Annotated in this window: 36 protein-coding genes; 34 read left to right on the forward strand and 2 right to left on the reverse strand. The window is 39.5% G+C overall.

Annotation, left to right across the window (positions count from 1 at the left end):
* Positions 1–123: 123 nt before the first annotated feature.
* Positions 124–849 (reverse strand): nitroreductase family protein, encoded by a 726-nt coding sequence (locus JOD14_RS03355; RefSeq protein ID WP_204653285.1) that lies wholly within the window; start codon positions 847–849, stop codon positions 124–126.
* A complete protein-coding gene (locus JOD14_RS03360) occupies positions 824–2,275 on the reverse strand; it encodes an aminotransferase-like domain-containing protein (protein ID WP_204653359.1) in 1,452 nt (483 codons plus the stop codon). The genes JOD14_RS03355 and JOD14_RS03360 overlap by 26 nt, the downstream gene beginning before the upstream one ends.
* Positions 2,276–2,392: 117 nt before the next feature.
* Between JOD14_RS03360 and thiD the strand changes: the two genes are divergently transcribed.
* The 34 genes from thiD to JOD14_RS03530 all read left to right on the forward strand — a co-directional run bounded on the left by thiD (position 2,393) and on the right by JOD14_RS03530 (position 20,835).
* Positions 2,393–3,214, forward strand: a complete 822-nt coding sequence (thiD, locus tag JOD14_RS03365; RefSeq protein ID WP_204653286.1) for a bifunctional hydroxymethylpyrimidine kinase/phosphomethylpyrimidine kinase — start codon at positions 2,393–2,395, stop codon at positions 3,212–3,214.
* Positions 3,215–3,748 (forward strand): ECF transporter S component, encoded by a 534-nt coding sequence (locus tag JOD14_RS03370; RefSeq protein ID WP_204653287.1) that lies wholly within the window; start codon positions 3,215–3,217, stop codon positions 3,746–3,748.
* Between the two features lie 302 nt (positions 3,749–4,050).
* A complete protein-coding gene (rpsJ, locus tag JOD14_RS03375) occupies positions 4,051–4,359 on the forward strand; it encodes a 30S ribosomal protein S10 (RefSeq protein ID WP_204653288.1) in 309 nt (102 codons plus the stop codon).
* Between the two features lie 24 nt (positions 4,360–4,383).
* On the forward strand, positions 4,384–5,013 hold the full coding sequence (rplC, locus tag JOD14_RS03380; RefSeq protein ID WP_204653289.1) for a 50S ribosomal protein L3: 630 nt from the start codon (positions 4,384–4,386) through the stop codon (positions 5,011–5,013).
* 30 nt (positions 5,014–5,043) lie between these two features.
* The gene (gene rplD / locus JOD14_RS03385) at positions 5,044–5,667 is read left to right on the forward strand and encodes a 50S ribosomal protein L4 (RefSeq protein WP_204653290.1); all 624 of its coding nucleotides are present in this window, start codon (positions 5,044–5,046) and stop codon (positions 5,665–5,667) included.
* Entirely contained in the window at positions 5,667–5,954 is a 288-nt protein-coding gene (locus JOD14_RS03390; RefSeq protein ID WP_204653291.1) for a 50S ribosomal protein L23, read from the forward strand. Before rplD ends, JOD14_RS03390 begins: the two co-directional genes overlap by 1 nt.
* A gap of 40 nt (positions 5,955–5,994) precedes the next feature.
* The gene (rplB, locus tag JOD14_RS03395; protein ID WP_204653292.1) at positions 5,995–6,828 is read left to right on the forward strand and encodes a 50S ribosomal protein L2; all 834 of its coding nucleotides are present in this window, start codon (positions 5,995–5,997) and stop codon (positions 6,826–6,828) included.
* A gap of 42 nt (positions 6,829–6,870) precedes the next feature.
* Positions 6,871–7,149, forward strand: a complete 279-nt coding sequence (gene rpsS / locus JOD14_RS03400; RefSeq protein WP_204653293.1) for a 30S ribosomal protein S19 — start codon at positions 6,871–6,873, stop codon at positions 7,147–7,149.
* 20 nt (positions 7,150–7,169) lie between these two features.
* Positions 7,170–7,517, forward strand: coding sequence for a 50S ribosomal protein L22 (gene rplV / locus JOD14_RS03405; RefSeq protein ID WP_204653294.1), 348 nt, complete (start codon positions 7,170–7,172; stop codon positions 7,515–7,517).
* Positions 7,518–7,530: 13 nt separating this feature from the next.
* Positions 7,531–8,187, forward strand: a complete 657-nt coding sequence (gene rpsC, locus JOD14_RS03410) for a 30S ribosomal protein S3 (protein ID WP_204653295.1) — start codon at positions 7,531–7,533, stop codon at positions 8,185–8,187.
* A 2-nt stretch (positions 8,188–8,189) separates the two neighbouring features.
* Positions 8,190–8,624, forward strand: coding sequence for a 50S ribosomal protein L16 (gene rplP / locus JOD14_RS03415; RefSeq protein WP_204653296.1), 435 nt, complete (start codon positions 8,190–8,192; stop codon positions 8,622–8,624).
* The gene (gene rpmC / locus JOD14_RS03420) at positions 8,614–8,802 is read left to right on the forward strand and encodes a 50S ribosomal protein L29 (protein WP_005232529.1); all 189 of its coding nucleotides are present in this window, start codon (positions 8,614–8,616) and stop codon (positions 8,800–8,802) included. The genes rplP and rpmC overlap by 11 nt, the downstream gene beginning before the upstream one ends.
* 24 nt (positions 8,803–8,826) lie before the next feature.
* Positions 8,827–9,093, forward strand: a complete 267-nt coding sequence (gene rpsQ / locus JOD14_RS03425; protein WP_204653297.1) for a 30S ribosomal protein S17 — start codon at positions 8,827–8,829, stop codon at positions 9,091–9,093.
* Positions 9,094–9,154: 61 nt separating this feature from the next.
* Positions 9,155–9,523, forward strand: a complete 369-nt coding sequence (gene rplN, locus JOD14_RS03430; RefSeq protein ID WP_204653298.1) for a 50S ribosomal protein L14 — start codon at positions 9,155–9,157, stop codon at positions 9,521–9,523.
* A 35-nt stretch (positions 9,524–9,558) separates the two neighbouring features.
* Entirely contained in the window at positions 9,559–9,870 is a 312-nt protein-coding gene (gene rplX / locus JOD14_RS03435; protein ID WP_204653299.1) for a 50S ribosomal protein L24, read from the forward strand.
* A gap of 28 nt (positions 9,871–9,898) precedes the next feature.
* On the forward strand, positions 9,899–10,438 hold the full coding sequence (gene rplE, locus JOD14_RS03440; protein WP_204653300.1) for a 50S ribosomal protein L5: 540 nt from the start codon (positions 9,899–9,901) through the stop codon (positions 10,436–10,438).
* 18 nt (positions 10,439–10,456) lie between these two features.
* Positions 10,457–10,642: a type Z 30S ribosomal protein S14 gene (locus tag JOD14_RS03445; RefSeq protein ID WP_204653301.1), complete on the forward strand. Its 186-nt coding sequence runs from the start codon at positions 10,457–10,459 to the stop codon at positions 10,640–10,642.
* A 35-nt stretch (positions 10,643–10,677) separates the two neighbouring features.
* Complete coding sequence (gene rpsH / locus JOD14_RS03450; RefSeq protein ID WP_204653302.1) at positions 10,678–11,076, forward strand: 30S ribosomal protein S8; 399 nt, start codon at positions 10,678–10,680, stop codon at positions 11,074–11,076.
* A gap of 32 nt (positions 11,077–11,108) precedes the next feature.
* Positions 11,109–11,645, forward strand: a complete 537-nt coding sequence (gene rplF / locus JOD14_RS03455) for a 50S ribosomal protein L6 (protein ID WP_204653303.1) — start codon at positions 11,109–11,111, stop codon at positions 11,643–11,645.
* Between the two features lie 64 nt (positions 11,646–11,709).
* Complete coding sequence (gene rplR, locus JOD14_RS03460) at positions 11,710–12,066, forward strand: 50S ribosomal protein L18 (RefSeq protein ID WP_204653304.1); 357 nt, start codon at positions 11,710–11,712, stop codon at positions 12,064–12,066.
* Positions 12,067–12,086: 20 nt separating this feature from the next.
* Positions 12,087–12,587 carry a 30S ribosomal protein S5 gene (gene rpsE / locus JOD14_RS03465; protein ID WP_204653305.1) on the forward strand — a complete coding sequence of 167 codons (501 nt, stop codon included), beginning with the start codon at positions 12,087–12,089 and terminating at the stop codon, positions 12,585–12,587.
* 13 nt (positions 12,588–12,600) lie between these two features.
* Positions 12,601–12,780, forward strand: a complete 180-nt coding sequence (gene rpmD, locus JOD14_RS03470; protein ID WP_204653306.1) for a 50S ribosomal protein L30 — start codon at positions 12,601–12,603, stop codon at positions 12,778–12,780.
* 43 nt (positions 12,781–12,823) lie between these two features.
* On the forward strand, positions 12,824–13,264 hold the full coding sequence (gene rplO / locus JOD14_RS03475) for a 50S ribosomal protein L15 (protein ID WP_204653307.1): 441 nt from the start codon (positions 12,824–12,826) through the stop codon (positions 13,262–13,264).
* Positions 13,264–14,559, forward strand: coding sequence for a preprotein translocase subunit SecY (gene secY / locus JOD14_RS03480; RefSeq protein ID WP_204653308.1), 1,296 nt, complete (start codon positions 13,264–13,266; stop codon positions 14,557–14,559). The genes rplO and secY overlap by 1 nt, the downstream gene beginning before the upstream one ends.
* A gap of 61 nt (positions 14,560–14,620) precedes the next feature.
* The gene (locus JOD14_RS03485; protein WP_204653309.1) at positions 14,621–15,265 is read left to right on the forward strand and encodes an adenylate kinase; all 645 of its coding nucleotides are present in this window, start codon (positions 14,621–14,623) and stop codon (positions 15,263–15,265) included.
* Between the two features lie 189 nt (positions 15,266–15,454).
* Positions 15,455–15,673, forward strand: a complete 219-nt coding sequence (gene infA, locus JOD14_RS03490) for a translation initiation factor IF-1 (RefSeq protein WP_071874013.1) — start codon at positions 15,455–15,457, stop codon at positions 15,671–15,673.
* A gap of 32 nt (positions 15,674–15,705) precedes the next feature.
* On the forward strand, positions 15,706–15,822 hold the full coding sequence (gene rpmJ, locus JOD14_RS03495; RefSeq protein WP_010742772.1) for a 50S ribosomal protein L36: 117 nt from the start codon (positions 15,706–15,708) through the stop codon (positions 15,820–15,822).
* Positions 15,823–15,839: 17 nt separating this feature from the next.
* Positions 15,840–16,205 (forward strand): 30S ribosomal protein S13, encoded by a 366-nt coding sequence (rpsM, locus tag JOD14_RS03500; protein WP_204653310.1) that lies wholly within the window; start codon positions 15,840–15,842, stop codon positions 16,203–16,205.
* Between the two features lie 27 nt (positions 16,206–16,232).
* A complete protein-coding gene (gene rpsK / locus JOD14_RS03505) occupies positions 16,233–16,622 on the forward strand; it encodes a 30S ribosomal protein S11 (protein ID WP_204653311.1) in 390 nt (129 codons plus the stop codon).
* Between the two features lie 79 nt (positions 16,623–16,701).
* Positions 16,702–17,640 (forward strand): DNA-directed RNA polymerase subunit alpha, encoded by a 939-nt coding sequence (locus JOD14_RS03510; protein WP_204653312.1) that lies wholly within the window; start codon positions 16,702–16,704, stop codon positions 17,638–17,640.
* Between the two features lie 23 nt (positions 17,641–17,663).
* Positions 17,664–18,044, forward strand: coding sequence for a 50S ribosomal protein L17 (gene rplQ / locus JOD14_RS03515; RefSeq protein WP_204653313.1), 381 nt, complete (start codon positions 17,664–17,666; stop codon positions 18,042–18,044).
* Positions 18,045–18,365: 321 nt separating this feature from the next.
* Positions 18,366–19,205: an energy-coupling factor ABC transporter ATP-binding protein gene (locus JOD14_RS03520; RefSeq protein ID WP_204653314.1), complete on the forward strand. Its 840-nt coding sequence runs from the start codon at positions 18,366–18,368 to the stop codon at positions 19,203–19,205.
* Entirely contained in the window at positions 19,181–20,041 is an 861-nt protein-coding gene (locus JOD14_RS03525; protein WP_204653360.1) for an energy-coupling factor ABC transporter ATP-binding protein, read from the forward strand. Before JOD14_RS03520 ends, JOD14_RS03525 begins: the two co-directional genes overlap by 25 nt.
* Positions 20,038–20,835 carry an energy-coupling factor transporter transmembrane component T family protein gene (locus JOD14_RS03530; RefSeq protein ID WP_204653315.1) on the forward strand — a complete coding sequence of 266 codons (798 nt, stop codon included), beginning with the start codon at positions 20,038–20,040 and terminating at the stop codon, positions 20,833–20,835. Before JOD14_RS03525 ends, JOD14_RS03530 begins: the two co-directional genes overlap by 4 nt.
* Positions 20,836–20,838: the final 3 nt, after the last annotated feature.

The following is a 20,838-nucleotide window of genomic DNA, read 5'->3' on the forward strand; positions in this document are numbered from 1 at the left end:
CTTAATTATAAGGGAAACAGATGCTTTTTTGTTATAGAAAGAAAAAGGGTGTTCTTACCAATTTCTTAGTAACAACACCAAATATTATAGACCCCTTTTTATTAAGTGGGTCGTCTTTTTTTATCATTTTATTAATTTTTGCTTTTTTAAGTAACGGTCAAAGTGTTTGTTTGAATCTTCGCTAAAATAGTCGGCAAATTTCTTAGTCCAAGTTTTTGTTTCGCGTTTTTCACCGAATCTTGTCATGGTTGCTTCATAGTCACGCAGGTATTTTTGGTCGTATGGCTTATACGTATCAAAATGGACCACTGCTTCTTGGGGCAAGCGAGGTTTGATGGCCACTGACGTCGCAGGTTTTCCAATACTTAAGCCGCATAAAGGATACACGTAATCAGGTAAATGCAATAACTCACTGACTTCCTCAATCTGATTACGAATACTTCCAACGGGGACAACGCCAAACCCAAGTGCTTCACTAGCGATGATGGCATTTTGAAGTGCAAGACTCGCATCAGTCGTCGCTATGATTAATGGGTGAAGGCTATCATTGATTTGATAAGGGACCTTGAGCTCATCTGCAATGATTTTGGTTCTCTTTAAATCGGCAACAAACAAAATAAAAAGTGAACTCTTTAAGATTTGTGGGTTTCCTGGGTTAAGTGCAACGAGTTTTTGTCGAATTGATTGATCTTTAATAACAATAATGGAATACATTTGGCCATTCATCCAAGAAGGTGCTTGACGTGCGGCATCGAGTATTTGTGTTAGTTCTTCCTCGGTTAGTTGGTAGCTCTCGTCGAAATCACGAAAGCTTCGGTGGTTTTTAAGTAGTTGAATCGTAGGGTTCATTAAAATCTTCCTTTCGAATTTTTTTAGTGGCCTGTTCTAGTCGTTCTTGAAAAAGAGGTATTTCTTCAGGTGACATGCGCGTGTAATTAATCCGCATCGCCATCGTATCATTGCTAAATAAAAAAGAAGGAGCCAATAGTAAATTTTCTTCTAAAAAAACATTCCAATCTTTTCGTGTTAATCGCTGGCGTTTCCAAGTTAACCAATAATATAAGCCGCCTTGGATAGGGTGGTAGTCCCAATCGTTTGTAAAGGATTGGAGACATTTTTCGAAAGCCTGGCTTCTATTTTGTAGCTCTTTAATGAGTGCGAGTTGTTGATCTAGGTAGTTGCTAGAAGTTAACGCGGCACTTGCTAGTAGTTGTGGAAAAAGATCAGTGTCGTTTTCCATTCTTTTCTTAGCTTGGGCCAGGCTGTCGATTAATGATTTTGGTGCAAGTAACCAACCAATTTTAATCGAAGAGCTGAAACGTTTCGATAACGATCCTAAATAAATAACTTGTTCTGGTGCTAGCTTTTTTAAACTCGGTAAGTGCTCTGAAAAATTCAAATCACTAAAAACATCATCTTCTATAATTGGTAAGCGGTAGTTTTTACATAAATCTAAAATTTCTTGGCGTCTTTTTAAAGACATGGTTTTTCCGGTGGGGTTTTGATAATTTGGGTTCAAGTAAAGGAGTTTGATTTTCTTTGTTTGGATGGCTAACTCTAAATCAGCAATCGACATCCCTTCTTTATCTTGCTTGACTCCGACTAGGTGAATGCCTAAAGAAGAAAAAAGCGGCAATGCAAATAAAAAAGAAGGTTCTTCAGTGGCAATGAAATCACCGGTTTCTAATAAGACTTGCATGAGTAAGGCCATTCCTTGGGTGGAACCGGAAGTAATTAGTAAATCTTGATTTTGGGTTGGTAATTGTAATTGCTTTTCTAAATGCTTGATAATGGCCTCTTTGAGCGGTAAGTATCCAGTCGTCGTAATTCGTTTTTCCTCTTTTAAAATTTGTTCCCAAGTAATCGCTGGGAATTCAAAGTCAGGAATTAACTCTGCTGGTAAATCACCCGTAAATAAATCGAGTGAATCAGGAAACGCTTGTCTTTTTTTTAGTTCGGTTAAATAAGGATCTTCTCTTAAAAAAGGACTGGTTAATAATGAGCGCCAAGGATTCAATTGTAATTGCCGACTACCCCAGCGCCCTTCCGCGACTAAAGTGCCACTACCTTGCCTGCGTGTAATCCAACCAAAACTGACCAGTTCTTCTAATGCACGAACAATAGTAGAACGATTGACTCCGTAGCTTTTAGCAAGCGTTCGCTCGGGTGGTAGTTTGTCTCCAGGCATTAACTCCCCTTGTTGAATTGCTTGGATGATTTGGTTAGTAATTTGTTGATAAAAAGGCAAGGTGCTGTTTTTATCAAGGGACCACATTGTCTTCACCTCACTTAATTGGATGGTATAAAAATAAGCCAATTGGCCGTTTTCGTCAAGCAGTCTGTCTTGTATACTAAGTAAAAATTACGATATCGCTGTTAGGGGGAAAGAGAAGTGAAAAAGGTTTTAACGATTGCTGGTTCAGATTCAACGGGTGGCGCTGGTTTACAAGCCGATTTAAAAACATTTGAAGAGTATGGTGTTTTTGGCTTTTCAAGCATTACTTCAATCGTAACGATGGATCCTACGCAAGGTTGGTCGCATGAAGTGACGGAATTACCTGCTGATTTATTAGAAAAGCAATTAGTTTCGGTCTTTACAGGTGAGGCGTTAGCTGGTTTGAAGACTGGCATGATGGGAAATGAACAAAACATTCAAGTCGCTAGTCATTTTATTGAAAAATACCAAGTGGAAAACGTTGTGGTAGATCCAGTCATTGCTTGTAAAGGGACTGCTCAGATTCTTCAACCAAAAAGTGTCTCCGGCTTGCAAGAGTATTTATTACCACAAGCATGGGTGGCGACACCGAATTTGGTCGAAGCAGGTATCTTATCAGGTCTAGGGGACTTAAACTCGCTAGCAGATATGAAAGAGGCTGCTCGTCAAATTCATAAACTAGGGGCTCGAAATGTTGTTGTAAAAGGAGGCCAGCGTTTGGTTGGTGATTTTGCAATTGATGTTTTATATGATGGACATACGTTTCATGTGCTTGAAACAAAGATGGTACAAACAGCGAACAATCACGGTGCGGGCTGTACATTTGCGGCCGCGATTACAGCAGGGTTAGCAAAAGGCTATGCAACAATCAAAGCCGTTGAACTAGCGAAAGCTTTTGTATTAAAGGCGATTGAACAAGGTGTTCGTATCAATCCTTATGTCGGTCATGTCTGGCATGGCGCTTATAATCAAGCACAAAATCGAATGGAGGAACAATAGATGGAAAAAAATAATACGATTCATCAAATCACTTATATTGCGGTATTTGCTGCATTAACTGTAATCGGAACAATGATCAAAATCCCAATGCCAACAGGTGCTTTTGCTCATTTAGGTAATTCAGTTCTATTATTAGCAGTTTTGTTATTAGGGTATACAAGAGGAGCATTAGCAGGTGGGCTAGGTTTTGCTATTTTTGATCTTTTAAATGGTTATGCTGCCGAAGCACCTTATTTTTTATTTGAAAGTTTTATCGTCGGGGCCTTTGCTTATGGCGCATTTTTACTATTTCGTAAAGATCCAACCAAGATTTGGCAAATTGTTTGTATTGGTATGGTTACAGGAGTCGGAAAAATTATGATGACCCAATTAAAGAATACCGTGAAATTGTTTTATTTAGGAAGTGACTGGACTACTGCTTTTATCGCTGCGAGTGCGAAACTACCGGCAACGTTCATTAATGTTTTCACAACAATTATAATCGTCGCTTTTTTATATTTTCCTTTGAAAAAAATATTTCAACGCTATTTATAGGAAGGAAATGCCCTTATTTAAGAGAGATAGGGGCGTTTTTTTGTGGTCAAAACTTGAAAAAGTGCTTTTTTTGAAAAAAAGTTAGAAAAAAGAATGAAAAAGGGTTGCTATTTTTTTTCATCCATAATATAATCATACAGGTGCTGTTTACATTAAGTAACGAACACACTGGTAGAAAGAAATTTTTACCGGCTAAGAAACGAGAGGTTGCGACACGCCCGGACGCTTTGCCATGGACGAGCGTGACGGAAAAATTTTCGTGGAGCTATGTCTACTTTTTAAATAGGCGAGGAGGGAAAATAATGGCAAAACAAAAAATTCGTATCCGTTTAAAAGCGTATGAACACCGTATTTTAGACCAATCAGCGGATAAAATCGTAGAAACTGCAAAAAGAACTGGTGCTAGCGTGTCTGGTCCAATTCCATTACCAACAGATCGTAGTCTTTACACTGTAATCCGTGCGACACATAAATACAAAGATTCACGCGAACAATTCGAAATGCGTACACACAAACGTCTAATCGACATTGTGAACCCAACACCGAAAACAGTTGATGCTTTAATGAAGCTTGACTTACCATCAGGTGTGAATATCGAAATCAAACTATAATTTAAGTAAAATGGAGGTGTAATCATGACCAAAGGAATCTTAGGGAAAAAAGTGGGAATGACTCAAATCTTCACGGAAACTGGTGAATTAATTCCAGTAACAGTTATCGAAGCAACGCCGAACGTTGTTTTACAATTAAAAACAATCGAAAACGATGGTTACGAAGCTGTACAAATTGGTTACCAAGATATGCGTGAAGTTTTAAGTAACAAACCTGCGAAAGGTCATGTTGCAAAAGCAAACACGGCTCCTAAGCGCTTCATTCGCGAATTCAAGAATGTTGAGCTTGAGGGCTTAGAAGTAGGATCAGAAATTAAAGTTGACGTGTTCCAAGCTGGAGACATTGTTGATGTTACAGGTACTTCAAAAGGTAAAGGATTCCAAGGGGTTATCAAACGCCACGGACAATCACGTGGACCAATGGCTCACGGATCTCGTTACCACCGTCGTCCTGGCTCAATGGGACCAGTTGCACCGAACCGTGTGTTCAAAAACAAAAAACTTGCTGGCCGTATGGGTGGCAATCGCATTACAATCCAAAACTTGGAAATCGTGCGTGTTGACGTTGAACGCAATGCAATCCTAATTAAAGGAAACGTTCCTGGAGCGAAAAAATCATTGATTACAATTAAATCAGCTGTGAAAGCTAAATAATTTAGATAGGAAGAAAGGAGGAACTAAGGAATGCCGAATGTAGCATTATTTAAACAAGATGGTAGCCAAGTTGGCGAAATCACTTTAAACGAAGAAATTTTCGGAATCGAACCAAATGAATCAGTTGTTTTTGATGCAATTATCATGCAACGTGCTTCATTAAGACAAGGAACACACGCAGTGAAAAACCGCAGTGCTGTTCGTGGCGGTGGCCGTAAGCCATGGCGTCAAAAAGGAACTGGACGTGCGCGTCAAGGTTCAATTCGTTCACCACAATGGCGTGGAGGAGGAATTGTCTTTGGACCAACTCCTCGTTCATATAGCTACAAACTTCCTAAAAAAGTTCGTCGCTTAGCAATTAAATCTGTTTTATCAGAAAAAGTTGCTGAAAACAAATTGGTCGTGGTTGATGCTTTAAGCTTTGACGCACCAAAAACAAAAGAATTCAAACAAGTGCTTGCTAACTTATCAATTGATAAGAAAGTCTTGATCGTATTAGAAGAAGGTAACGACTTTGCAGCATTATCTGCACGTAACTTACCAAACGTTTCTGTGATTGCATCGAACAACGTAAGTGTATTAGATGTTGTATCAAACGATAAAGTTTTAGTAACACAAACTGCTCTTACTCAAATTGAGGAGGTGCTTGCATAATGAACTTATTAGACGTAATTAAACGCCCAGTAATCACTGAAAAATCAATGCTTGCAATGGACGAGAAAAAATACACTTTTGATGTAGATACTCGCGCAAACAAAACTTTAGTGAAACAAGCTGTAGAAGCAGCTTTTGATGTGAAAGTGAAAAACGTAAACATCATCAACGTGCGTCCTAAATTTAAACGTGTTGGTAAATATGCAGGATATACGAAAAAACGTCGCAAAGCTATTGTGACTTTAACTGAAAATTCAAAAGCAATCGAATTTTTCTCAGCTGAATAAGCTGACACCCGGACATTATTAACATAGGAGGGAAAATGACGTGGCAATTAAAAAGTATAAAGCTACTACAAATGGTCGTCGTAATATGACAACTTCTGATTTTGCAGAAATTACCGTTTCAAAACCAGAAAAGTCTTTATTAGCACCGTTAAAAAACCATGCCGGTCGTAACAATAACGGACGTATTACTGTTCGCCATCAAGGTGGCGGTCACAAACGTCAATACCGTTTAATCGACTTCAAACGTAACAAAGACAACGTTGTTGCGCTTGTTAAAACGATTGAGTATGATCCAAACCGTTCTGCTAACATTGCGTTAGTTCACTACGAAGATGGGGTTAAAGCTTACATCTTAGCGCCAAAAGGCTTAGAAGTAGGAATGACAATCGTATCTGGACCAGATGCAGATATCAAAGTAGGAAACGCGTTACCATTAGCAAACATTCCAGTGGGTACGGTTATCCACAATATTGAATTAAAACCTGGTAAAGGCGGACAATTAATCCGTTCAGCTGGTACAAGTGCTCAAGTACTTGGTAAAGAAGGTAAATATGTTTTAATTCGTTTAAACTCTGGCGAAGTTCGTATGATCTTAGCTACTTGTCGTGCAACTGTTGGTTCAGTTGGTAACGAACAACACGAATTAATCAACATCGGTAAAGCCGGTCGTTCTCGTTGGATGCGCAAACGCCCAACTGTTCGCGGTAGCGTAATGAACCCTAACGATCACCCACACGGTGGTGGTGAAGGTAAAGCACCAATCGGACGTAAGAGTCCTCTTACTCCTTGGGGTAAACCAGCTCTTGGTATGAAAACTCGTAACAAGAAAGCAAAATCAGACAAACTTATCGTTCGTCGTCGTAATGAAAAATAATTACATTAACCATGTGTTGCACATTTTGAGAGGAGGTTCACCATGGGTCGTAGTTTAAAGAAAGGGCCTTTTGTCGATGACCATTTGATGAAAAAGGTTGAAGCACAATTAGGCGCTGAAAAGAAAAAAGTTATTAAAACTTGGTCACGTCGTTCAACAATCTTCCCAAGTTTTATCGGTTTCACTATCGCTGTCTATGATGGACGTAAACATGTACCTGTTTACATCCAAGAAGACATGGTAGGACATAAATTAGGTGAATTTGCACCAACTAGAACTTATCGCGGACATGCTGCTGACGATAAGAAAACAAGACGTTAATCTGAGGGGAGGATATACAGATGGCAGAACAAATTACATCAGCGAAAGCAACTGCTAAAACAGTTCGCGTTTCTCCTCGCAAATCACGCCTTGTTATTGATTTAATTAGAGGGAAAAACGTTGCAGAAGCAATTGCAATCTTAAAATTTACACCAAACAAAGCTGCTGGAATCATCGAAAAAGTATTGATGTCAGCAATCGCTAACGCAGAAAACAACTTTGACTTAGATGTTGAGAATTTAGTCGTTTCTGAAGCATTTGTGAACGAAGGACCAACAATGAAACGTTTCCGTCCACGTGCAAAAGGCTCAGCTTCTCCAATCAACAAACGTACAAGTCATATTACGGTAGTCGTATCAGAAAAATAAGGAGGGACATTCAGTGGGTCAAAAAGTACATCCAATTGGAATGCGTGTTGGCATCATCCGTGACTGGGATGCGAAATGGTACGCAGAAAAAGATTATGCAGACTTTTTACACGAAGATTTAAGAATTCGTAAATTCATCGCTAAAAAACTTGCTGATGCCGCTGTGTCAACTGTTGAAATTGAACGTGCCGCAAACCGCGTAAACATTTCAATTCATACAGCTAGACCAGGTATGGTTATCGGTAAAGGTGGATCTGAAGTCGAAAGCCTAAGAACAGAATTAAACAAATTAACTGGTAAGAAAGTACACATCAATATTGTAGAAATCAAAAAACCAGATTTAGATGCAAAATTAGTCGGCGAAGGGATTGCACGTCAATTAGAAGGTCGTGTAGCATTCCGTCGTGCGCAAAAACAAGCGATCCAACGCACAATGCGTGCTGGCGCTAAAGGAATCAAAACACAAGTATCAGGTCGTTTAAACGGTGCAGATATTGCTCGTAGCGAAGGATACTCTGAAGGAACAGTTCCACTTCATACATTACGTGCGGATATTGATTACGCATGGGAAGAAGCAGATACAACATACGGAAAACTAGGAGTTAAAGTGTGGATCTATCGTGGAGAAATTCTTCCAACTAAAAAGAACACTGAGAAAGGAGGGAAATAAGCATGTTAGTACCTAAACGTGTAAAACACCGTCGTGAATTCCGCGGTAAAATGCGTGGAGAAGCTAAAGGTGGAAAAGAAGTCACTTTTGGTGAATATGGCTTACAAGCGGTTGAATCTCATTGGATTACAAACCGTCAAATCGAAGCTGCCCGTATTGCAATGACTCGTTACATGAAACGTGGTGGGAAAGTATGGATTAAAATTTTCCCTCACAAATCATATACAAGTAAAGCGATTGGCGTTCGTATGGGTAAAGGTAAAGGGGCTCCAGAAGGATGGGTTGCACCAGTAAAACGTGGTAAAATCATGTTTGAAATTGCAGGCGTACCTGAAGAAGTAGCGCGTGAAGCACTACGTTTAGCTTCTCACAAATTACCGGTTAAAACAAAAATCGTAAAACGTGAAGAAATGGGTGGTGAATCGAATGAAGGTTAAAGAAATCAGAGAATTAACCACTGCCGAAATGCTAGATCAAGAAAAACAATTAAAAGAAGAATTGTTTAACTTGCGTTTCCAATTAGCTACCGGACAATTAGAAAACACTGCACGTATTAAAGAAGTACGTAAATCGATTGCACGCATTAAAACAGTATTGCGTGAACAAGTAAAGTAATAGTGGAAGGAGGCCATTTAGCGTATGACTGAGGAAAGAAATCAACGCAAAGTTTACCAAGGCCGCGTGGTATCCGACAAAATGGATAAAACAATTACAGTAGTAGTTGAAACAAAGAAAAACCACCCAATTTATGGTAAACGCATGAACTATTCTAAGAAATACAAAGCACACGATGAAAACAACGAAGCGAAAATCGGTGATATCGTGAAAATTATGGAAACTCGTCCATTATCGGCTACAAAACGTTTCCGTCTAGTAGAAATCGTTGAAAAAGCAGTGATTATTTAATAATCACACGAGATTTTCCTATATAGATTGAATTGCAAAATCTGAAAGGAGGATACACATCGTGATCCAACAAGAAAGTCGTTTAAAAGTTGCTGACAACTCTGGCGCTCGTGAAATCTTGACGATCAAAGTCCTTGGTGGCTCAGGTCGTAAAACTGCTAATATCGGTGACGTAATCGTTGCAACCGTTAAACAAGCAACGCCAGGTGGGGTTGTCAAAAAAGGTGATGTCGTTAAAGCGGTTATCGTTCGTACGAAATCAGGCGCTCGCCGTGCTGACGGTTCATATATTAAATTTGATGAAAATGCTGCGGTTATTATCCGTGATGATAAGAGCCCACGTGGAACACGTATCTTTGGTCCAGTTGCTCGTGAATTACGCGAAAGCAACTTCATGAAGATCGTTTCCCTAGCACCAGAAGTATTATAATTGTTACTCATTATTAAAGGAGGTGCGAAACAATAATGTTTGTTAAAAAAGGCGATAAAGTTAAAGTTATCACTGGAAAAGACAAGAACAAAGAAGGTATTGTTTTAGAAGCTTTACCAAAGAAAGATAAAGTTGTTGTCGAAGGTGTTAACATCGTTAAAAAACACCAAAAACCTTCTCAAACAGCTCCTCAAGGCGGAATCCTTGAAGTAGAAGCGCCAATTCATGTTTCTAACGTGATGGTGATTGATCCTTCAAACGGTGAAGCAACGCGAGTAGGCTACAAAGAAGTTGACGGTAAAAAAGTCCGCGTTTCTAAGAAAACCGGAGAAATTCTTGATAAATAATCAAATTAAGGAAGGAGGGGCTTATTGAATGAACCGCCTTAAAGAAAAATATAATAAAGAAGTTGTTCCAGCATTAATGGAAAAATTTGAATATAGCTCAGTAATGCAAGCACCAAAAGTTGACAAAATCGTTATCAACATGGGTGTCGGCGAAGCAGTTGCTAACACAAAAGCGTTAGACAAAGCTGTGGAAGAATTACAAATTATTACAGGTCAAAAACCTTTAATTACAAAAGCAAAGAAATCAATCGCGGGCTTCCGTTTACGTGATGGAATGCCAATCGGTGCGAAAGTTACTTTACGTGGCGAAAGAATGTACGAATTTTTAGATAAATTAGTTACAGTTGCTTTACCACGTGTACGTGACTTCCACGGTGTAAGCAAAAAAGCGTTCGATGGACGTGGAAACTACACTTTAGGTGTCAAAGAACAATTAATCTTCCCAGAAGTTGATTATGATTTGGTCGATAAAGTACGTGGAATGGATATCGTTATTGTTACAACTGCCAACACAGACGAAGAGTCTCGTGAATTGTTAACTCAATTAGGCATGCCATTCCAAAAATAAAAAAAGGAGGCGAACTACGTGGCTAAAAAGTCAATGATTGCTAAACACAACCGTCCAGCAAAATTTTCAACACAACAAAACTCTCGTTGTGAACGTTGCGGACGCCCACATTCAGTTTATCGTAAATTTAAACTTTGCCGTATTTGCTTCCGCGAACTTGCCTACAAAGGTCAAATTCCCGGCGTGAAGAAAGCAAGCTGGTAAACAAGTAAACTCGCATAAAGGAGGTAAATCATCTAATGGTCATGACAGATCCAATTGCAGATTTTCTAACACGCATTCGTAATGCCAACATGGTAAAACACGATGTTTTAGAAGTACCTGCTTCAAAAATCAAACGTGACATCGCTGAAATCTTGAAAAATGAAGGTTTCGTTCGTGATGTTGAATATATCGAAGATGACAAACAAGGCGTAATCCGCGTTTTCCTTAAATATGGAAAAAATGGTGAGCGTGTTATCACTAACTTAAAACGTATCTCTAAACCAGGTCTACGTGCTTATGTAAAAGCTGACGAAGTACCGAAAGTATTGAACGGTTTAGGTATTGCAATCATCTCAACTTCTGAAGGTGTAATCACTGATAAAGAAGCAAGAGCTAAAAACGTTGGTGGCGAAGTAGTCGCATACGTTTGGTAATTTAAATTTATTACACAAGGAGGTGTCTCTAAGTGAGTCGTATTGGGAATAAAATCGTCGTTTTACCGGCTGGTGTTGAAGTAACACAAAACGGAAACGATGTAACAGTTAAAGGTCCTAAAGGTGAATTAACTCGTACTTTCTCTTCTGATATCGCAATGAATATCGAAGGAAACGAAGTAACATTCACTCGTCCAAATGATAGCAAAGACATGAAAACTATTCATGGAACTACTCGTGCAAACTTCAATAACATGGTTGTTGGTGTCAGCGAAGGGTTCCAAAAAGCATTAGAATTAATCGGGGTTGGTTACCGTGCGCAACTACAAGGTTCAAAACTTGTATTAAACGTTGGTTACTCTCACCCAGTTGAGATTGAAGCACCTGCTGGAACAACTATCGAAGTTCCATCAAACACTTCAATTATCGTTAAAGGGATTGATAAAGAAGTTGTTGGCGAATTAGCAGCAAACATTCGTATCGTCCGCGCGCCAGAGCCATACAAAGGCAAAGGAATTCGCTATGTTGGTGAATTTGTTCGTCGTAAAGAAGGTAAAACTGGTAAATAATTTTCGCAACCAAATGGTCTTGCGAAACGCAGCTTAGGCTAGCAACATTAAAGAGGTGACAATTGTGATTACAAAACCAGATAAAAATAAAACACGTCAAAAGAGACATCGTCGTGTACGTGGCAAAATCTCTGGTACTGCTGAGTGCCCACGCTTAAACGTTTTTCGTTCTAACAAAAACATCTACGCTCAAATTATTGATGACGTAGCGGGTGTGACGCTAGCAAGTGCCTCTGCCCTAGATAAAGAAATTTCAGGTGCAACAAAAACGGAACAAGCACAAGCTGTCGGTAAATTAATCGCAGAACGTGCAGCAGCAAAAGGGATTAAAGAAGTAGTCTTTGACCGTGGTGGATACCTTTACCATGGCCGTGTAGCAGCATTAGCAACAGCAGCTCGCGAAAATGGACTAGAATTTTAAGAGAAGGAGGAACACCATTCATGGTTTATATCGATCCAAAACATTTGGAATTAGAAGACCGCGTTGTTGCGATTAACCGCGTAACAAAAGTTGTTAAAGGTGGACGCCGTTTACGTTTTGCAGCTTTAGTAATCGTTGGTGATAAAAACGGACACGTAGGATTTGGTACTGGTAAAGCACAAGAAGTACCAGAAGCAATCCGTAAAGCCGTTGAAAGTGCTAAAAAGAACTTGATTGAAGTGCCAATCGTAGGGACAACAATTCCTCATGATGTTATCGGAACATTCGGTGGCGGACGTATCTTAATGAAACCTGCTGTAGAAGGTTCTGGGGTAGCTGCTGGTGGAACTGTTCGTGCCGTATTAGAATTAGCTGGTATTAATGATATCACGACTAAATCTTTAGGCTGTAACACACCAATCAACGTTGTTCGTGCCGTAGTTGACGGATTACAACAATTAAAACGCGCTGAAGAAGTTGCGGCATTACGTGGCAAATCAGTGGAAGAATTAATCGGTTAAGGAGGACTCAGAAATGGCTGAATTAAAAATTACTTTAAAACGCAGTATTATCGGACGTCCTCAAAACCAAAAGGATACCGTTAAAGCGTTAGGTCTATCAAAAGTAAACTCAAGCGTGGTACAACCTGCCAACGAAGCAATTAAAGGCATGGTTAACACAGTTGCACACTTAGTAGACGTAAAAGAAGTTTAAAAACAATGTAATAGATTCATTTTGATTAAGGAGGTGCCAAAGCATGAAACTACATGAATTAAAACCTGCAGAAGGCTCTCGCCAAGAACGTAACCGTGTTGGTCGTGGATCTTCATCTGGTAATGGTAAAACATCTGGACGTGGACAAAAAGGTCAAAAATCACGTTCTGGTGGTGGTGTACGTTTAGGTTTTGAGGGGGGACAAACTCCATTGTTCCGTCGTTTACCAAAACGTGGATTTACAAACGTTAACCGTAAAGAATACGCAGTTGTTAATCTTGACATTTTAAATCGCTTTGAAGATGGAACTGAAGTAACACCGTTAACTTTAGTTGAAGCTGGAATCGTGAAAGACGAAAAAGCTGGAATCAAAGTGTTAGGAAATGGCGAATTAACGAAGAAATTAGCTGTGAAAGCAGCGAAGTTCTCTAAAACAGCCGAAGAAGCTATTGTAGCTGCTGGTGGATCAGTTGAGGTGATTTAATGCTTAAACTTTTAAAGGATGCCTTTAAAGTCAAGGAAATTAGATCGAAAATCTTTTTTACTGTATTCATTTTGTTCATCTTTCGCTTAGGAACGCACATTACCGTTCCTGGTGTAGATGCTTCGCGCTTGCAAAGTATCTCTGACTTACCATTCTTGAATATGCTAGACTTGGTAAGTGGAAGTGCCATGCAACGCTTCTCGATCTTTTCAATGGGTGTTTCGCCTTATATCACTGCATCAATTATTATTCAATTAATGCAGATGGATATTGTGCCAAAGTTCGTTGAGTGGTCAAAACAAGGAGAAGTCGGCCGTCGCAAATTAAATCAAGCAACACGTTATTTAACGATTGGTTTAGGGTTCCTACAATCAATGGCATTAACAGCTGGGTTTAATATGTGGACACAATTTGGATTTGTCCCAGATCCAAGTGCGAAAACATTTTTATTAATCGGCGTTATTTTAACGACGGGAACAATGTTTGTCACTTGGCTAGGTGAACAAATTTCCGAAAAAGGGATTGGTAATGGTGTATCAATGATTATCTTTGCAGGGATCATTGCTCGTCTACCAGTTGACATAAAAGAGTTAATCGAAGACTACTTTATCAATATTGAAGCTTCAAGAATTTGGCAATCGGCACTCTTTATGGTTGCTCTTGTGATTGCAGTGTTGTTAATCGTTGCTTTTGTAACGTATTTCCAACAAGCAGAACGAAAATTGCCAATTCAATATACGAAACGAGTAGCGGGTGCGCCAACTAGCTCTTACCTTCCATTGAAAGTAAACGCGGCAGGTGTTATTCCGGTCATCTTTGCTAGCTCCTTTATTACTACGCCAAACGCAATCATTCAAGCATTTGGTGGTTCCTATGGAAATGCCGCTTGGTTTGAAATCGTACAAACACTGTTTAATTATAATACTGTTCCTGGAGCAATTTTATATACCGTGTTAATTATCGCTTTCACCTTCTTCTATGCCTTTGTTCAAGTCAACCCTGAGAAATTAGCGGAGAACTTGCAAAAACAAGGAAGTTACATACCAAGTGTTCGACCTGGAAAAGGAACCGAAGACTACGTATCAAGTTTATTAATGCGATTAAGTGCAGTAGGCGCGCTTTTCCTAGGATTAGTTGCCTTACTTCCAATCATTGCTCAAATGGCTTGGAACTTACCGCAGTCAATTGGCTTGGGCGGAACAAGTTTATTAATCGTGATTGGTGTAGCTCTGGAAACTGCAAAACAGTTAGAAGGACTTATGCTAAAACGTCAATATACTGGTTTTATGAACTAAAGTTTTGTAGGGTGTTGAGGTTTTCCTCAACATCATTCAAAAACTTATAGGAGGAAATAGAATGAACCTCATATTAATGGGATTACCCGGTGCGGGAAAAGGTACGCAAGCAGAGAAAATCATTGCTGAATACAAAATTCCACATATTTCAACAGGCGATATGTTTCGTGCGGCCATGGCCAATGAAACAGCGCTTGGCTTAAAAGCAAAATCATACATGGATCAAGGAGCATTAGTTCCTGACGAAGTAACCAATGGCATTGTGAAAGAACGTTTAGCGCAAGACGATACGAAAGAAGGCTTCTTATTAGATGGCTTCCCTCGTACACTTGACCAAGCCAAAGCGCTCGATCAAATGTTAAAAGAACTCGGCAAGAAAATTGATGCTGTGATTGACATTCATGTCCCTGAAGAAATTCTTGTTGATCGTTTAGCTGGCCGTTACATGTGTCGCAATTGCGGTGCTACGTATCATAAAATCTTTAACCCAACCAAAGTTGAAGGTACTTGTGATCGTTGCGGAGGCCATGAATTTTATCAACGAGAAGATGACAAACCAGAGACGGTTAAAAATCGTCTGGCAATTAACATAAAAAGTAGTCAACCAATTTTAGCCTACTATAAAGAAGAAGGTTTATTGCAGTCTATTGATGGTAATCGTGAAATCGATGCTGTCTTTGCAGACGTAAAAAAAATCATCGAATAACGATCGATTGCCCGTAACCGACTTGCAAATCGGAAACTTTCTCTTGCTTAGTAAAGCACATTGTGGTACAATGTGTCAGTCCGACTTCTGACATTTTCAGAAGGTTGTATTGAGAATCTAAGGTGGGAGCACTCGTTTCCGCCGTTTTATCGTGTGAAAATGCGAAACAATTACAAGGAGGTACTGTGCGTGGCAAAAGAAGATATGATTGAAGTCGAAGGTACAGTCGTCGATACTTTGCCGAATGCAATGTTTAAAGTCGAACTAGAAAACGGACATCAAGTTTTAGCGACAGTTTCTGGCAAAATCCGTATGCACTATATTCGTATTTTACCAGGCGACAAGGTGACAGTTGAATTATCACCTTATGACTTGACTCGTGGCCGTATCACTTATCGTTTTAAATAATTGTACTCCGTAAAATCACAGGAGGTAAGATCATGAAAGTAAGACCATCAGTAAAACCAATGTGTGAACATTGTAAAGTAATTCGTCGTAATGGACGCGTTATGGTGATTTGCCCAGCAAATCCAAAACATAAACAACGTCAAGGATAACCGGAGGTGTAACGAATATGGCTCGTATTGCAGGAGTAGATATTCCTCGTGATAAACGCGTTGTTGTTTCCCTAACTTATATTTATGGTATTGGGAATACAACTGCGAAACAAGTTTTAGCTAACGCTGGCGTTTCTGAAGAAATTCGTGTTCGTGAATTAACGAATGAACAAACAGACGCTATCCGTGCTGAAATTGATAAATTAAAAGTTGAAGGGGATCTTCGTCGTGAAGTGAACTTAAACATTAAACGCTTGATGGAAATCGGTTCATACCGTGGAATCCGTCACCGTCGTGGATTACCAGTACGTGGACAAAACACGAAAAATAATGCACGTACACGTAAAGGCCCGTCTAAAACAGTCGCAGGCAAGAAAAAATAATTCCTAAGTGAAGGAGGTTAAAACTTCATGGCAGCAAAAAAAGTGAGTCGTAAACGCCGTGTGAAAAAGAATATTGAAACTGGGATTGCACATATCCATTCAACATTCAACAATACAATCGTGATGATTACTGATTCTCATGGTAATGCGTTAGCATGGTCATCAGCTGGTGCATTAGGTTTTAAAGGAAGCAGAAAATCAACACCATTTGCCGCTCAAATGGCAGCAGAAACAGCTACAAAAGTAGCAATGGAACATGGATTAAGAACTGTAGAAGTAACTGTTAAAGGTCCTGGTTCAGGACGTGAAGCAGCAATTCGTTCATTACAAGCAGCAGGTTTAGAAGTGACTGCAATCCGTGACGTAACTCCAGTTCCTCATAATGGATGCCGCCCTCCAAAACGCCGTCGTGTTTAATGGATGTCGCTCATTTTGAGTATCAGTATTATGTCATTGAACAAGACACTTTTCGTTTTGAAAGGGGTAAGAGATAATAATGATTGAATTCGAAAAACCAAGAATTGCTAAAATTGATGAAGAGAAAGATTATGGCAAGTTCATCGTAGAACCTCTAGAACGAGGCTATGGAACTACTTTAGGAAATTCCCTACGTCGTATTTTGTTATCTTCTTTACCAGGTGCAGCCATTACTAGTATCCAAATTGATGGAGTGTTACACGAATTTTCAACTGTTAAAGGTGTAAGAGAAGATGTCGCTCAAATTATTTTGAATATTAAAGGTCTTGCATTAAAAATGTATGGACAAGAAGAAAAAACACTAGAAATCGATATTACAGGACCAGCAACGGTAACTGCAGGAGATATTCTTGTGGATAGCGATGTTGAAATCTTGAATAAAGATATGTACATCTGTACTGTCTCTGAAGGAGCAACATTCCATGCGCGCTTAACGGTTAAACCAGGCCGAGGATATGTTCAAGCTGATGAGAACAAAAAAGAAGACATGCCAATTGGCGTTCTTCCTGTTGATTCTATCTACACTCCAGTTCGCCGTGTCAACTATCAAGTTGAAAATACACGTGTTGGACGACGAGATGACTTTGATAAATTAACAATGGAAATATGGACAGATGGTTCAATTGAGCCATTAGATGCAATGAGTTTAGCTGCAAAAATCATGACAGAACATTTAGATATTTTTGTGAATCTAACAGATGAAGCAAAACATGCTGAAATCATGGTCGAAAAAGAAGAAACACAAAAAGAAAAAATGTTAGAAATGACGATTGAAGAATTAGACTTATCTGTTCGTTCATATAACTGCTTAAAACGTGCAGGAATTAACTCTGTACAAGAATTGACAAATAAATCTGAACCAGAAATGATCAAAGTGCGTAACCTTGGCCGTAAATCGTTAGAGGAAGTTAAGGCGAAACTAGAAGATCTTGGTTTAGAATTACGTAAAGACGATTAATTTTTACGAAGGAGGGAAACCACGTGAGTTATCGTAAATTAGGACGCACATCTTCTCAACGTAAAGCGATGTTGCGTGATTTGACAACTGATTTAATCATTAACGAACGCATCGTTACGACTGAAGCTCGTGCGAAAGAAATTCGTTCAACTACAGAAAAAATGATCACATTAGGTAAACGTGGCGATTTACATGCACGTCGTCAAGCAGCGGCTTACGTTCGTAATGAAGTTGCTAGCGTTCGTGAAGAAGGCGAAGAAATCGTTATTGAATCAGCTTTACAAAAGTTATTCAATGACATCGCACCTCGTTATGCAGAACGCCAAGGCGGTTATACTCGTATCTTGAAGACAGAACCAAGACGCGGAGATGCAGCACCAATGGTTATCATTGAACTAGTTTAAAATCACACTTAATAGCATATAGCTACATCACTTTGTCGATGAATTTTTTAAGAGTGTTATGATGTTGGAAGAGTAACTTTTTTTCCGAGTCTAGCTCGTCGCTACCCCTTGATTTTTATCAAGGGGTCAGCACTCATCATAAAGTGTTTTTTTTTACCCTCGATTATCTGTCAAGACAGGTCATGGGGAGTGGAAGAAAAAGATAAGAACCAACAAGGCAAGAGGAAAACAAAACTTTTTCATGAAAAAATGGATATTGATTGAAAAGTCTTGTTTTTTTTGGTAGTGTTAGTTAGAAATTAGTCAATCAAAGGAGTCAATATGAAACCGATTATTGAATTAAATCATCTTACTTTTAGATATCAAAAAACAGACGAGCGTCCAGCTTTAAATGACGTCTCGCTTTCAATTTACCCGGGCGAATGGGTGGCGATTATCGGGCACAATGGCTCAGGAAAGTCAACCTTAGCCAAAACGATTAACGGCTTACTTGCCCCTGAAAAAGGTACGGTCAAAGTCGGTGATTATACATTAAGTGAAGCCGATTTGTGGTCGATTCGCCGCATGGTTGGAATGGTTTTTCAAAACCCTGATAACCAATTTGTTGGGGCGACAGTTGAAGATGACGTGGCGTTTGGTCTAGAAAACCAAGGAATTCCTCGCGAAGAAATGCTAGTTCGGGTGAAGGAAGCGTTAGAGCAAGTACGGATGGATGGTTTTCGAACAAAAGAACCTGCCCGACTATCTGGTGGTCAAAAACAACGGGTGGCGATTGCTGGTGTGGTGGCTTTACGTCCAGATATTATTATTTTAGATGAAGCAACGAGTATGCTTGATCCAGAAGGGCGAGCAGAAGTGATTGCAACGATTAAAAAGATTAAAGAAGAAAATAATTTAACCGTTCTTTCGATTACCCACGATATTGATGAGGCAGCAAATGCTAATCGTGTCTTAGTCATGCGCCAAGGAGAATTAATCGATGAAGGAACGCCTGAGAAAATCTTTTCAGCGGGGCCTAAACTGGTTGAATTAGGTCTGGATTTACCATTTCCGGAAAAATTAAAGTATTCTTTGAAAGAAAAGGGAATCGAAGTACCAACGCAATACTTAACTGAAGAAGGGATGGTGGAATGGCTGTGGACATCCGCTTTGAACAAGTAGATTTTACGTATCAACCAAATTCACCATTTGAACAACGTGTTTTACATGAGATGAACTTAACCATTAAAGAAGGTTCTTATACCGCGCTTGTTGGTCATACGGGCAGTGGAAAATCTACCCTGTTACAACACCTCAATGCGTTATTAAAACCAACCGCTGGCAAAGTCTTTATCGGAGACCGCGTCATTACACCTGAAACCAATAATAAAAACTTAAAACCCATTCGTCAAAAAGTCGGGATTGTTTTCCAATTTCCAGAAGCGCAATTGTTTGAAGAAACAGTTGAAAGAGACATTGCTTTTGGTCCGAAAAATTTTGGTGTTTCAGAAGAAGCGGCTAATCAGCTAGCTGCCAAAACGTTAAAAATGGTTGGGCTAGACGAAAGTTACTTAGCACGCTCACCATTTGACCTGTCAGGCGGTCAAATGCGTCGGGTAGCCATTGCGGGCGTTTTAGCGATGGAACCTGAGATTTTAGTCTTAGATGAACCGACTGCTGGTTTGGATCCCCAAGGTCGAAAAGAAATGATGGAAATGTTTCATCGTTTACACCAAGAAAATAAGATTACCATTGTATTAGTGACGCATTTGATGGATGACGTGGCTGATTATGCTGATTTTGTCTATGTCCTAGAAAAAGGACGCCTAGTCAAAGAAGGGAGCCCGCGCGAAGTCTTTCAAGATGTTGAATGGTTACATGACAGACAACTCGGCGTACCAACCGCTACCGCCTTTGCGCAAAAACTGGTCGACCGTGGCTTTCAATTTGCAACTTTGCCTTTAACTTCCGAAGAATTAGCAACCGCACTAATTGCTAAAGGAGGATTAAGCCAATGATGAATAAATTGATCTTAGGTCGTTATTTACCAGGAGACTCGTTGATTCACCGATTGGACCCACGAGCAAAATTAATCGGAGCCTTTTATTTCATCGGGATTATATTTCTAGCAAATAATTGGCAAACCTACTTACTATTAGGTTTGTTTACCCTTTTTAGTTTATTTTTATCAAAAATTGATTTTAATTTCTTTATAAAAGGTGTCAAGCCAATGATCTGGTTAATTTTATTTACGGTTGCCTTACAAATTTTCTTTACAGGTGGCGGTGAAGTGTACTGGAAATGGGGCATTTTACAATTAACCGAATTAGGGATTCAAAACGGACTCTTTATCTTCTGTCGTTTTGTCTTAATTATCTTCATGTCAACCTTACTGACGTTAACAACCGCACCGTTATCGTTATCAGACGCGATTGAATATTTACTGCGCCCGTTAAAACCATTAAAAGTACCGGTACACGAAATCTCTTTGATGCTTTCCATTGCTTTACGTTTTGTGCCGACATTAATGGATGAAACAGAAAAAATCATGAATGCCCAACGCGCACGAGGGGTTGATTTTGGTGAGGGCAACTTAGTTCAAAAAATGAAAGCTGTCATCCCGTTGTTAATTCCGTTGTTTGTAAGTAGTTTTAACCGTGCCGATGATTTAGCAACGGCGATGGAAGCTCGCGGTTACCAAGGTGGCGATGGACGAACAAAATACCGCGTCTTGCATTGGCGCTTGGCGGATACGTTGAGCCTAATTGCCTTTGCACTCGTAACGCTGGCTTTAGTTTATTTAAGAAAATAAGAG

The organism is Enterococcus lemanii (assembly GCF_016909125.1).
Taxonomy (GTDB): Bacteria; Bacillota; Bacilli; order Lactobacillales; family Enterococcaceae; genus Enterococcus_I; species Enterococcus_I lemanii.